This window comes from Massilia sp. X63, from assembly GCF_041023745.1.
In the GTDB taxonomy this organism is placed as follows: domain Bacteria; phylum Pseudomonadota; class Gammaproteobacteria; order Burkholderiales; family Burkholderiaceae_D; genus Telluria.
Map to the genome: position 1 here is coordinate 58842 of NZ_JBFTEF010000005.1, position 12498 is coordinate 71339.

A 12498-nucleotide genomic window follows, 5' to 3' on the forward strand; every position below is an offset into this window, starting at 1 on the left:
ACCCTTCATCTCATGCGACAGCTCCGTTTCCTTGCGCTCTTCCTGATCGTCCTGGCCGTCATCGACGCGCGCGGCCAATCCTTGCCCGAAGCGGGCCAGGCCCAGGGGCTGCCGGCTGGCGGCGGCCTGGATGCCGCCCGGGTGGTCGAACTGCGCTACGGCGCCGCCACAGCGGCGGCAGCGCCGCAGCCCGGCGCGGTGCAGGCAGCACGCCATGCCAGGCTCCCCGGCGCGCTGGCGACGCTCGCCTTCGAAGCGACCGGCAAGGCGGAACAGGAAAATCTTCCCGTCACCTTCGGCCAGGTGTTCGGCACGGGTGTCCTGAAGCGCGCCGAGGACCTGCAGGCGCGCCTTGCCGACGGCAGCACGATTCCCCTGCAGGCCGACGTCAAGGCGCGCCATCCGGACGGTTCGGTCAGGCACGCCGTCCTGTCGCTGGCACTTGCGCGCCTCGCTCCCGGCAGGCCAGCGGTACTCGGGCTGTTCGCCGCCGCCGCCCCCGTTGCCGCCCCCGCTGCCGCGGAGCGCAGCCTGGCGGCGCTGCTGCGCAAGATCGGGGACGCCGGCGTCCGGCTCGAGCTGGACGGGCGCAGCTACGCCGCCAGCCTGCGTGCGCTGCTCGAGAAGAGCAGGCCGCAACTGTGGCTCGACGGCCCCGTCGTGCGCGAGTGGCAGGCATCCGGCCCGCTGCTCGATGCCGACGGCCGCTCCCATCCCCACCTGGCCGCCAGGTTCGCGCTGCGCTGGTACCCGGCGCTGGACAAGGCGCGTGTCGACGTCACCGTCGAGAACAACTGGGCCTTCGAACCCGCGCCCCAGAACTTCACCTACGACGCGTCGGTCACGATCGGCGGCGACACGGTCTATCGCAAGCAGGGGCTGACGCATTATCACCACGCGCGCTGGCGCAAGCTGTTCTGGTGGGGCGATGCGCCTTCGGTGCACGTCCGGCACGACACCGGGCAACTGATAGCGTCGATGGCGTTGCCGAACTACGCCCCGTCGCTCGCGATCGACGGGGCGACGCTGTCGCGCTGGTACGCGGACTGGAACGGCCCCAAAACGGAACCGATGGGCCACGGAATGGCGCTGCCGGCCATGGCGACCACGGGCGGGCGCCCGGACATCGGCCTGCTACCAGCATGGACGGCCATGTACTTGATTAGCATGGACCCACGCGCACGCGATCTCACCCTAGGGACGGGCGACCTGGCGGGAAGCTGGTCGATGCACTATCGCGACCGCCGCACCGGCCTTCCCGTTAGCGTACTCGACTACCCGTACATGACGCTGCTGGGAACGCCAGGCGACGCGCGCAACCCCGCGACCGGCAAGAGCGAACTGTTTCCCGCATGCGCACGCCCGGACGCCTGCAGGACGCCGAACCAGCACGACATCTCGCACCAGCCAGAATTCTCCTACCTGCCCTATCTGCTGACGGGCGACCATTACCATCTGGAGGAACTGCAGTTCTGGGCCACGTACGACGTGTTCTCCTCGAATCCGGCCTACCGCGACAACCGCAAGGGCCTACTCCGCCCGGAGCAGGTGCGGGGCCAGGGCTGGGCGCTGCGCACGCTCGGCGAAGCGGCCTGGATCACCCCTGACGCGCATCCCTTGAAGCGCCATTTCGCCCAGATCCTGGACAATAACCTGGACTGGTACAACGCCGCCTACACCCGCAATCCCAGCGCGAACAAGCTGGGCGCCATCGTCAACGGCAATGCGCTGGCCTATGCGGACGGACGCGGGCTGGCGCCCTGGCAGGACGACTTCTTTACCTCGGCCGTCGGCCATCTCGCGGAACTGGGTTACGCCAAGGCCCAGGAACTGCTACGCTGGAAGGCGCGCTTCCCGGTGCTGCGCATGACCGGCCAGGGCAGTTGCTGGATCCAGGGCGCGATGTACGCCATGCTGGTGCGCGACAGCGCAACGGCGCCCTTCTACGGCACGATCGGCGAAGCCTATCGCGCCAGCATGCCGCCGGAAATACGCGCCCTTCCCTGCGGAGGTCCGGAGATGGCGAGCGCGCTCAAACTGCGTCCAGGCGAAATGACCGGCTACTCGGACAGCGAGTCGGGTTTTCCGTCGAACATGCAGCCGGCGCTGGCCTATGCGGCCGATGCGCTGGGTGAACCGGGCCGGAAGGCATGGCGGCAATTCATGGCGCGCAGCGTCAAGCCGGACTACGGCAAGGGGCCGCAGTTCGCCATCGTGCCGCGCCAGGCTTCAGGCGCCGAGAAAGTCGAATAAGGTCAGCGCCACCACCTTGGTGGCCTTGCGCAGGTCGTCCAGCTGCAGATGCTCGTCGGCCTTCTTGGCGTTCGATTCCGGCACCGTGCGCGGCCCGGCGCCGTACAGCACGGCCGGGATGCCGCGCTCGCCGTACAGGCGCGCGTCGGCGTACAGCGGCGTGCCCTGGGCCGTGACTTCCTCGCCCAGGATCGCGCGGCCATGGCGCTGCAGGCTGGCCACCAGCTTCTCGGAGCCGGGCAGCGGACGCAAGGCGTGCGACAGCAGCAGGCGCCGGATCTCGAGCCGGATGCCCGGCATGCCGGCCACGGCGTCCTCGATGAGGGCGCGTACCTGCGCTTCCACCACCACCGGGTCTTCTTCCGGAATCATGCGGCGGTCCATCTTCATGACCACCTTGCCCGGCACCACGTTGGTATTGGTGCCGCCGTCGATGCGGCCGACCAGCATGGTGGGCGAATCGATGCCGGGAACCTGCGACTTGATCTTTTTCAGCTCGGGCAGCTGGCCGTAGATCGCATTCAGGATGCGGGTGGCGGCCTGCAGCGCGTCCACCGCCGTTTCCGGCATCGCACCGTGGCCGGCCTTGCCGTGCACCGTGATCTCCAGCTGCAGGCAGGCGTTGTGGGCGGTGACGATGTTGTAGCTGAAGCCGGCCGCGATCACGTAGTCGGGCCGCGTGAGCTGCTGCTCCAGCAGCCAGCCGGGGCCGAGCAGGCCGCCGAACTCCTCGTCGTAGGTGAAGTGCAACTCGAGCGCGCCCTTGAGCGGCACGCCCAGCGCTTCCAGCGCGCGCACCGCGAACACGTAGGTGGCGAAGTCGCTCTTCGACACCGCCGCCGCGCGGCCGTAGATGGCGCCGTCATGGATCTCGGCGCCGTAGGGCGGCCTGGTCCAGCCTTCGCCCGGCGGCACCACGTCGCCGTGCGCGTTCAGGGCCAGCGTGGGGCCGCCCGCGCCATAGGGGCGGCGCACGATCAGGTTGGTGATGCTCTCCATGCCATAGTCGCGCACCGCCTGTTGCGGTACCGCGTGCCGTTCGGCGCTCCAGCCGTACTGCGCCAGCATGCCGGCCACCGCCTCGGCGTGCGGCGCGTTGTTCCCCGGCGGCGTATCGGTCGGGATGCGGATCACCTCCTGGAGAAAGGCGACTTCTTCGTCGAAGTGGGCGTCGATCCATTGCAGCAGCTGCTGTCGTGTTTGCTCGTCCATTAGTGTTGTCCGGTTTTTGCGCCGGCTTCGAACCAGGCGCCGACCTGCGCCCGTTCGGCATCGGTCATGTGGGTGAGGTTCGCCAGCGGCATGGCTTTCAGCTGCACGGTCTGCTGGTAGATGCGCTGCGCGTTCTGGTGCACCAATTCGGGCGTGTTCAGCATCACGCCGGCCGGCGCGGTGGCGAAGCCCGGCTGGGTCGGCTGCTGCGCATGGCAGGACGCGCAGCGCTGGTCGATGATGGTGCGCACCTGGGCGAAGCGCGCCGCGTCATCGGCGCTGGCGGCACCCGCGGCGGATGCCGGAGCCTGCAGCGGCGGCTTGGGGGCGATGACGACAGCCAGCACGGCCAGCAGCGCCACGCCGGCCGCCGGGTACTTCCACTCGACGCGGCCCTTGTGGCGCAGGTTGAAGAAGTGGCGGATCAGCACGCCCGCCGCCATGATCACGCCCAGCACCGCCCAGGAGTATGCGTGGCGGTAGGTCATCGCGTAGTGGTTGCTGATCATGATGAACAGCACCGGCAGCGTGAAGTAGTTGTTGTGGACGCTGCGCTGCTTGGCCTTGATGCCGTGGACCGGGTCGGGCTTTTCACCCGCCAGCATGGCGTTCACCATCTTGCGCTGGCCGGGAATGATCAGCATCGCCACGTTGGCCACCATCATGGTGCCGATCATCGCGCCCACGTGCAGGTAGGCCGCGCGGCCGCTGAGCAGGTGGGTGAGCACCCAGGCGCTGGCGACCAGGAAGGCGAAGATGGTGACGCCGAAGGCCAGGTCGTGCTTGCCCAGGGGCGAGCGGCACAGCAGGTCGTAGACGATCCAGCCGACCACCAGGCTGGCCAGGCCGATGCCGACCGCCTGCCCGCTCGTCAAATCGGCGACGCTGCGGTCGACCATCATGGCCTGCGCGTTCAGGTAGTAGACGATGATCAGCAGGGCGAAGCCCGACAGCCAGGTGGAATAGGCTTCCCACTTGAACCAGTGGAGTTCGCTGGGCAGCTCGGCGGGCGCCACCAGGTATTTCTGCGGGTTGTAGAAGCCGCCGCCGTGCACCGCCCATAGCTCGCCGGACACGCCCTTCTTCGCCAGTTCCGAGCCCGGCGCGGGCGGGCGGATCGTGTTGTCGAGCCACACGAAGTAGAAGGACGCACCGATCCAGGCGATGCCCGTGATGATGTGCAGCCAGCGCACCAGCATGTTGAACCATTCCAGGGCATACGGGCCGAGATATCCGAATCCATCCATGGGGCGTCCTTGTTGGCGGCGCCCGAAAAACCTGCTGCGCGTTGCACTGGCGGTCTGCGATGCTCCGCTGTACTACCCGTACAGGTGCGCTTCTCGACCACCATTGCTGCCGCGCGCGACGGTTTTTCGCGGTGCCTTGAGTATTCCTTGAAGATAGCCCGATTTCAATTTCTGCAACATGAAATTTAGCGTATATTCAACATATCTGTATTGATATACGCCGCTCATGTCCAGCCTGCCCCAGCACCTCGACCTGCACCTGATCCGAATCCTCTACCTGCTGCTGCAGGAGAAGAACGTCTCGCGCGTCGCGCTCAAGCTGAACCAGCCGCAGCCCTCGATCTCGGCCTCGCTGCGCAAACTGCGCGAGCTGACCGGCGACCCGCTGCTGGTGCGCGGTGCGCGCGGCATGGTGCCGACCCAGCACGGCGAGAGCCTGCTCAAGCCGGCCAAGCGCATCCTGGACGAAACCGAGAGCCTGTTCGTGCGCAAGTCGCCCTTCGTGCCCGAGGAAGCGGCGCGTACCTTCCACATCGCCGCCCCCGACTACCTCGACACCCAGTTCCTGCCGGGCGTGGTGGCCTCGCTGCGGCGCGGCTCGCCCAACAGCAAGGTGGTGATCCACGGCCTGGGACCGGGCCTGGACTACCTGCGCATGCTGTCCGACGGCGAGATGGACCTGGTGATCGCCAACTGGGACGAGCCGCCCGCCCACCTGCACATGTCGAAGCTGTTCGAAGACCCGATCATCTGCACCATGCGCGCCGACAGCCCCTACGCCAGGCGCACCGCAGTTGACGCGATGACGGTCGAGGACTACCTGGCGCTGCCGCACGTGGCGCCTTCGCAGATGCTGCCGGGCTACCACGGCGTGATCGACGCCCACCTCGACCGCCTGGGGCTGCGCCGCAAGGTGGCGGTGGAGTCGCCCTACTTCGGCGTGATCCCCTACATGCTGACCCAGAGCGACCTGGTGCTGACCACCGGGCGCCAGTTCATCCGCTTCTATGAGCGCACGCTGCCGCTCAAGAGCTTCACGGTGCCGATCAAGTTTCCGCCGATGCGCTTCTACCAGCTGTGGCACCAGCGCGTGCACCAGTCGCTCGAACACAAGTGGCTGCGCGACCAGGTCAGCGCGGCGGCGCGGGCACTCGTCGCCAAGTAGCGCAATATCCCTTATGCGCCCGGGCGTATAAGCTGGAGGACGTGCAGGATTTATCATCATTGACTCGAATGAGGCGATGCACACCATGACCACCCTGTCGGACCTGAACACCTGCGAACCCGGCGTCTTCGTCGAGGCGCTGCGCGGCATCTACGAACACTCCTCCTGGATCGCCGGGCGCGCCGCCGGCCTGCGGCCCTTCGCCAGCCTTGCCGCCCTCAAGCAGGCCTTGCAGGCGACCGTCACCCAGGCGACCCAGGACGAGCGGCTGGCGCTGCTGCGCGCCCACCCGGAACTGGCCGGCAAAGCGGCGATCGCCGGCGAGTTGACGGCCGAATCCAGCGGCGAGCAGGCGGCATCGGGCCTGAACCGCTGCAGCCCGGAAGAATATGCGCTGCTGCACGACCTGAACGCCCGCTACAACGAGAAGTTCGGCTTTCCCTTCATCCTGGCGGTGAAGGGTCCGACCGGGCGCGGCCTGACCCGCGCCGCCATCATCGCGACCTTCGGGCGGCGCCTGCAGAACACGCGCGCCGACGAGATGCGCGAAGCCCTGCGCCAGGTGCACCGCATCGCCGAGATCCGCCTGAACGAGCTGCTCACGGTGCAGCACCGCTTCGGCCCGCAAGTAATGGACTGGGCCGAAACCCTGGGCGGAATCAGCGACAGCGCCGACAACCTGACCTGCGCCTACATGACGCCGGCCCACCGGCGCGCGGCCAATCAGTTGCGCGACTGGATGCGCGAGGCGGGCATGGACGCCCACATCGACGCGGCCGGCAACGTGGTCGGGCGCTACGCGGCCACGCGTCCGGACGCCAGGACCCTGATGACCGGCTCGCACTACGATACCGTGCGCAATGGCGGCAAGTATGACGGCCGGCTGGGCATCCTGCTGCCCATCGCCCTGGTCCGGCACCTGAACGGGCGCGGCGAGCGCCTGCCCTTCCACCTCGAGGTGGTCGGCTTCGCGGAAGAAGAAGGCGTGCGCTTCCGCAGCACCTTCCTGGGCAGCAGCGCCATCACGGGCCGCTTCGATCCGGCCCTGCTGGAGCAGCAGGACAGCGATGGCCTCAGCATGCGCACGGCCTTGCACGCCGCCGGCCACGATCCGGCGCAGATCGGCGCGCTGGCGCGCGATCCGGCGTCCCTGCTGGGTTTCGTCGAAGTCCATATCGAACAGGGCCCGGTGCTGCTCGAGCGCGGCCTGCCGGTCGGCGTGGTGACGGCGATCGCCGGCAGCTCGCGCTACCTGGTGGAACTCACGGGCGTGGCCAGCCACGCCGGCACCACGCCGATGGGCATGCGCCGCGACGCGGCCGCCGCCGCGGCCGAGATCGTGCTGCTGGTCGAAGGGCGCTGCAGCCGGCGCGGCTCCTTGGTCGGCACGGTCGGCCAGCTCGAGGTGCCCGGCGGCTCGGTCAATGTGATTCCCGGCCAGTGCCGGCTGTCGCTCGACATCCGCGCGGCCGGCGACGCGGAGCGCCTGGCGGCGGTGGACGACATCCTGGCGGGCATCAGCGCCATCTGCGCGCGCCGCGGCATCCAGGAAAAGCTGTGGAAGCTGGTGGAAGCGAATGCGGCGCCATGCGCGCCGCGCCTGATGGACCGTCTCGGCACGGCCATCGAAGCCGCCGGCCTGCCGCGTTTCGACCTGCTGTCCGGCGCCGGGCACGATGCCATGGAAATGGCGGCAATCACCGACGTCGCCATGCTGTTCACGCGCTGCGGCAACGGCGGCATCAGCCACAATCCACTCGAGACCATGACGGCCGACGACGCCGAGGTGGCGGGCGAGGTGCTGCTGGGCTTCCTGCGGAGCCTGGAATAATCGCAAGCGAAGGCTTGGTGGCTGCTGACCGAAGGTTCACTTCGTCGCGCGCGTCGATTCGTCTTTCGGCGACATCTTCAGGATCGCCAGGATCACCAGCGCGAACAGGGCGCTCAGGACAGCGGTCGCTTCACGTCCCATGCCGGCCGCGATGCCGATGGCTGCGCTCAGCCACACGCTCGCGGCCGTCGTGACACCCTTGACGTCTTCCTTGTCGGTTTGCTTCAGGATGGCCCCGGCGCCGATGAAGCCGATGCCCGCGGTGACGCCCTGCAGCACGCGCGACAGGTCGCCGATCTCCATACCCGCCTGCAGCGGGATCAGCACGAACAGGGCCGCGCCGAGCGACACCAGCATGTGGGTGCGCAGGCCGGCCGAGGCGCCCACCGATTCGCGCTCGTAGCCGAGCATCCCGCCGAGCACGACCGCCACCAGCAGGCGCAGCACGATGCGCGTGATGTCCTCGACATTGCCGAGGTCCGAAAATTCCTGCTGTATTGTCAGCCAGCTCCGATCCAGCCAGTCCATCCCGCTCCTCCCGAGGTCACCCGGGAATGATGCCAGCTAATCAAGATTCAGGGCGCATGGATGACACCGGCGCGTTCCAGCATCGCATGCAGCAGCACGTTGCAGCCGGCCTCCAGGTGGGCGGGTTGGGCGTCCTCGATCTCGTTGTGGCTGATGCCGTCCTTGCAGGGCACGAAGATCATGCCCGCGGGCGCCACGCGCGCGGCGTAGATGGCGTCGTGGCCGGCGCCGGACACCACGTCCATGCTCGAATAGCCCAGTTTCTCGGTGGCGGCGCGCACGGCGTTCACGCAGTCGGGATGGAAGGGGCAAGGCGGGTAATACGAGACGCGCTCGATCGCGATCTCCAGGCCCGATTCCCTGCGGGTCTGCGCGATAAACGCCAGCATCTCCTCGTGCATGGTGTTGAGCAGCGCGTCGTTCACGTTGCGCAGGTCGATACTGAACTTGACCTCCCCCGGAATCACGTTGCGGCTGTTCGGGAATACCTGCACCATGCCCACCGTGCCGCGGCCGTAGGGCGGGTAGCGCTTGGCGATCTGCACCACCTCCTGCATGATGGTCGTCGCCACCTGCAGCGCGTCGCGCCGCAAGCCCATCGGCGTCGGTCCCGCATGCGCTTCCATGCCCGTCACGGTGCAGTCGTACCACGACAGGCCCATCACGGCCGGCACCACGCCGATCACCTTGCCGGCGTCTTCCAGCACTGGCCCCTGCTCGATGTGGGTCTCGAAATAGGCGCCGATCGGGTGCTTGCCCGGCACCTCGTCGCCCAGGTAGCCGATGCGTTCCAGTTCCTCGCGCACGCTTTTACCGTCGACGTCGCGGGCGGCGTAGGCCGTCTCCAGGCTGAAGGCGCCGCAGAACACGCCCGAACCCATCATCACCGGCACGAAGCGCGAGCCTTCTTCGTTGGTCCAGAACGCGACTTCGATCGGGGCCTCGGTCTGGATGTTCAGGTCGTTCAGGGTGCGCACCACTTCCAGGCCGGCCAGCACGCCGTAGTTGCCATCGAACTTGCCGCCGGTGGGCTGGGTGTCGACGTGGCTGCCGGTGACGATCGGGAGCAAGGCCGGGTTACGCCCTTCACGGCGCATGAAGACGTTGCCGATCTGGTCGACCGTGACTTCCAGCCCCGCCTCGCGCCCCCACTGCACCACCAGGTCGCGTCCCTGGCGGTCGAGATCGGTCAGAGCCAGCCGCTTGACACCGCCCTTCTCGGTGGCGCCGATCGCGGCCAGGTCCATCAGCGACTTCCACAGGCGCTCGCCGTCGACGTACAACTCATCCTTGCGCAGTTCATTCATGCCCTTCTCCTCGGTTTGGACGACTCAGGCCACGGTGGCGGTGAAGGCGGGACGTTCGATGTAGCGCCCTGCCCCGGCTTCGGCGCGCAGCTGGCCGCGCTCGAACACCAGCTTGCCGGCAGCGATCGTGTGGGTCGGAATGCCGCGCACGGTGCGGCCTTCGAACACGTTGAAGCCGCCTTTCGCATGCTGGGTCGCGGCCGAGATGGTACGGGTGCCGCTCGGGTCCCAGACCACGATATCGGCGTCCGCGCCGGCGGCGATCACGCCCTTGCGCGGGTACATGTTGAAGATCTGCGCCGCATTGGTCGAGGTGACGCGCACGAACTCCATGGGCGTGAGCAGGCCGCTGTTCACGCCGGCGTCCCAGACCACGGCCATGCGCTCCTCGACGCCGCCACAGCCGTTCGGGATCTTCGTGAAGTCGTCCTTGCCGGCCGCCTTCTGTTCGGCGCAGAAGGTGCAGTGGTCGGTGGCGGTGGTGTGCAGGTTCCCGCCCTGCAGGCCCTGCCACAGCGCCTGCTGGTGGTGGCTGCTGCGAAACGGCGGGCTCATGACGTGGCCGCGCGCGAAGTCCGGGTCGGGATGGCGGTAGACGCTGTCGTCGATGACGAGGTGGCCGGCCAGCGCTTCGCCGTATACCCGCTGGCCCTTGGCGCGCGCGCGTTGAATCGCCTCCAGCGATTCGGCGCAGGACACGTGCACGATGTAGACCGGGGTGCCGAGCACGCCCGCAATTGCGATCGCGCGGTTGGCGGCTTCCGCCTCCACTTCCGGCGGGCGCGAGAGCGGATGGGCCTCGGCGCCGCGGATGCCCTTCTTCAGCAGCTCCTGCTGCAGCTCAAAGACCAGCTCGCCGTTCTCGGCATGGACGGTCGGGATCGCACCGAGTTCGAGCGCGCGGCGAAAGCTCCTGACCAGGGTCTCGTCGTCGGCCATGATGGCGTTCTTGTAGGCCATGAAGTGCTTGAAGCTGTTCACGCCGTGCTCGCGCACCAGCACGCCCATTTCTTCGTGCACCGACGGGTCCCACCAGGTAACGGCCACGTGGAAGGTGTAGTCGCCTGCCGATTTGCGGGCCCAGCCACGCCAGGTGTGGAAGGCTTCCAGCAGCGACTGCTTCGGATCGGGGATCACGAAGTCCATGATGGTGGTGGTGCCGCCGGCCAGGCCGGCCGCGGTGCCGGTGAAGAAGTCGTCGGCCGTGACCGTGCCCATGAAGGGCAGCTGCATGTGGGTGTGGGTGTCGATCCCGCCCGGCATCACGTACTGGCCGCCGGCGTCGATGATCGTGGCGTTGGCGGGCGCGTCGAGGTTCTCTCCCACCGCCACCACCTTGTCGCCGAAACAGAGCACGTCGGCGCGAAATGCTCGGTCGGCGTTTACCACGGTGCCGCCACGGATCATCGTTGTCATGGACACTCCTTCAGGTTGGATAGTTGTTCACGGCCTCGTTCGCGCCGGCGCGCGCCGGGGCCGTGCGGCCCTTCATCATCAGGCCATACACGATGGCCGCGATCACCACGCCGACAAACCAGGCGTAGGTGTAAATGGTCTTGAACGCCTCGCCCACGCCCGGGAACGCGTCCGGCAAGGCCGCGTTCAGGAAGCCCGGCAGGTTGGGCAGCACCCCGGCCGCGAAGGCCACCAGGGCGGCCACGTTCCAGCCGCCCGTGTACGAGTAGGACGCGCCCTCGCGGTACATCTGGTCGACGTCGAGCTCGGTCTTGCGCACGAAGTAGTAGTCGACGATCATGATCCCGGCGATCGGTCCGAGCAGGGCCGAGTAGCCGGTCAGCCAGATGAAGATGTAGTTCTGGGTGGTCTCGAGGATCTTCCAGGGCATCATGGCCAGCGCGAGGCCGGCCGTGATGTAGCCGCCGGTGCGGTAGGAGATGCGCTTGGGCGACAGCGCCGAGAAGTCGTAGGCCGGGCCGACCAGGTTGGCGGCCAGGTTGACGCTGGCGGTGTCGATCAAAAGGATCAACAGGGCCACCAGCACCGCCACGCCGGTCATGCGGCTGGCCACGTCGACCGGGTCCCACAGGGCCTTGCCGTACAGGACGATGGTGGCCGAGGTGACGGTGACGGCCAGCGCCGCCAGCAGGGCCATCGGCAGCGGCAGCCCGAGCGTCTGGCCGACCACCTGGTCGCGCTGGGTGGTCGCAAAGCGGGTGAAGTCGGGGATGTTCAGCGCCAGCGTGGCCCAGTAGCCGATCATGGCGGTGAGCGAGGGCCAGAACACGGACCAGAACAGGCCGGCCTTGGGTCCTCCCGCGACGAATTGCGAGGGCTGGCCGAGCAGCGGACCGAAGCCGCCCACCTTGTCGTACACCCACCAGAGCAGCAGGAAGCAGATCGCGATCTTCAGCGGCGCGGTATAGGTCTCGAGCTTGCGGATCGATTCCATGCCGTGCACGATGAAGTACATCTGGATCGCCCAGAAGCCCAGGAAGCAGGCCAGCTGGCCGCCGTTGATGCCCAGGCCCGGCAGCGGTTCGCCGCCGATCGGCGCGCCTGCAGTTGCACCTACGAGAACCCCGAGCAGGGTGTAGATCATGCTGCCGCCGAACCAAGTCTGGATGCCGTACCAGCCGCAGGCGACCACCGCGCGCATCAGGGCCGGAAGGCGCGCGCCGCGGGTGCCGAAGGAGGCGCGCGCCAGCACCGCATAGGGAATGCCGTACTTGGTGCCGGCGTGGCCGATCAGCAGCATCGGCACCAGGACGATCACGTTCGCCAGGAACACCGTGGCCACTGCCTGCCAGGCCGACATCCCGCTTTCGATCAGGCTGGCCGCCAGCATGTAGGCCGGAATGCTGATCACCATGCCGACCCACAGCGCGGCGAAGTGATACCAGCGCCAGGTGCGCTGCGCGGCCGTGGTCGGGGCCAGGTCGTGGTTCCAGAGTTCGGAACTTGCGCCGGCTGGCGCTTGGTGGTGCGTGGTCACTG

At 67.8% G+C, this 12498-nt stretch carries 9 protein-coding genes; 3 read left to right on the forward strand and 6 right to left on the reverse strand.

The window, feature by feature from the left end:
- Positions 1-12: 12 nt before the first annotated feature.
- Positions 13-2253, forward strand: a complete 2241-nt coding sequence (locus AB3347_RS11670) for a hypothetical protein (protein WP_369091971.1) — start codon at positions 13-15, stop codon at positions 2251-2253.
- Here the strand turns inward: AB3347_RS11670 and AB3347_RS11675 are convergent.
- The gene (locus AB3347_RS11675) at positions 2230-3465 is read right to left on the reverse strand and encodes a M20/M25/M40 family metallo-hydrolase (RefSeq protein ID WP_369091972.1); all 1236 of its coding nucleotides are present in this window, start codon (positions 3463-3465) and stop codon (positions 2230-2232) included. The two genes, AB3347_RS11670 and AB3347_RS11675, sit on opposite strands and share 24 nt — an antisense overlap.
- Positions 3465-4712, reverse strand: coding sequence for a urate hydroxylase PuuD (locus tag AB3347_RS11680; protein ID WP_369091973.1), 1248 nt, complete (start codon positions 4710-4712; stop codon positions 3465-3467). The genes AB3347_RS11675 and AB3347_RS11680 overlap by 1 nt, the downstream gene beginning before the upstream one ends.
- A gap of 226 nt (positions 4713-4938) precedes the next feature.
- On the opposite strand from AB3347_RS11680, the gene AB3347_RS11685 reads away from it, so the two are divergent.
- Positions 4939-5877, forward strand: a complete 939-nt coding sequence (locus AB3347_RS11685; RefSeq protein WP_369091974.1) for a LysR family transcriptional regulator — start codon at positions 4939-4941, stop codon at positions 5875-5877.
- Positions 5878-5962: 85 nt separating this feature from the next.
- On the forward strand, positions 5963-7708 hold the full coding sequence (locus tag AB3347_RS11690; RefSeq protein WP_369092299.1) for an allantoate amidohydrolase: 1746 nt from the start codon (positions 5963-5965) through the stop codon (positions 7706-7708).
- A 36-nt stretch (positions 7709-7744) separates the two neighbouring features.
- Here the strand turns inward: AB3347_RS11690 and AB3347_RS11695 are convergent, their stop codons facing one another.
- The 4 genes from AB3347_RS11695 to AB3347_RS11710 are packed head-to-tail and all read right to left on the reverse strand — an operon-like array spanning position 7745 to position 12496.
- Positions 7745-8236, reverse strand: coding sequence for an MgtC/SapB family protein (locus AB3347_RS11695; protein ID WP_369091975.1), 492 nt, complete (start codon positions 8234-8236; stop codon positions 7745-7747).
- A 47-nt stretch (positions 8237-8283) separates the two neighbouring features.
- A complete protein-coding gene (locus AB3347_RS11700; RefSeq protein ID WP_369091976.1) occupies positions 8284-9543 on the reverse strand; it encodes a Zn-dependent hydrolase in 1260 nt (419 codons plus the stop codon).
- A gap of 24 nt (positions 9544-9567) precedes the next feature.
- On the reverse strand, positions 9568-10959 hold the full coding sequence (hydA, locus tag AB3347_RS11705) for a dihydropyrimidinase (RefSeq protein WP_369091977.1): 1392 nt from the start codon (positions 10957-10959) through the stop codon (positions 9568-9570).
- A gap of 10 nt (positions 10960-10969) precedes the next feature.
- Positions 10970-12496: an NCS1 family nucleobase:cation symporter-1 gene (locus AB3347_RS11710; protein ID WP_369091978.1), complete on the reverse strand. Its 1527-nt coding sequence runs from the start codon at positions 12494-12496 to the stop codon at positions 10970-10972.
- Between the last annotated feature and the right edge of the window lie 2 nt (positions 12497-12498).

Excerpts from the sequence above, each read along its gene's own strand:
- AB3347_RS11670 (WP_369091971.1), top strand. The coding sequence starts at position 13 with ATGCGACAGCTCCGTTTCCTTGCGCTCTTCCTGATCGTCCTGGCCGTC.
- AB3347_RS11675 (WP_369091972.1), bottom strand. The coding sequence starts at position 3,465 with ATGGACGAGCAAACACGACAGCAGCTGCTGCAATGGATCGACGCCCAC.
- AB3347_RS11680 (WP_369091973.1), bottom strand. The coding sequence starts at position 4,712 with ATGGATGGATTCGGATATCTCGGCCCGTATGCCCTGGAATGGTTCAAC.
- AB3347_RS11685 (WP_369091974.1), top strand. The coding sequence starts at position 4,939 with ATGTCCAGCCTGCCCCAGCACCTCGACCTGCACCTGATCCGAATCCTC.
- AB3347_RS11690 (WP_369092299.1), top strand. The coding sequence starts at position 5,963 with ATGACCACCCTGTCGGACCTGAACACCTGCGAACCCGGCGTCTTCGTC.
- AB3347_RS11695 (WP_369091975.1), bottom strand. The coding sequence starts at position 8,236 with ATGGACTGGCTGGATCGGAGCTGGCTGACAATACAGCAGGAATTTTCG.
- AB3347_RS11700 (WP_369091976.1), bottom strand. The coding sequence starts at position 9,543 with ATGAATGAACTGCGCAAGGATGAGTTGTACGTCGACGGCGAGCGCCTG.
- hydA (WP_369091977.1), bottom strand. The coding sequence starts at position 10,959 with ATGACAACGATGATCCGTGGCGGCACCGTGGTAAACGCCGACCGAGCA.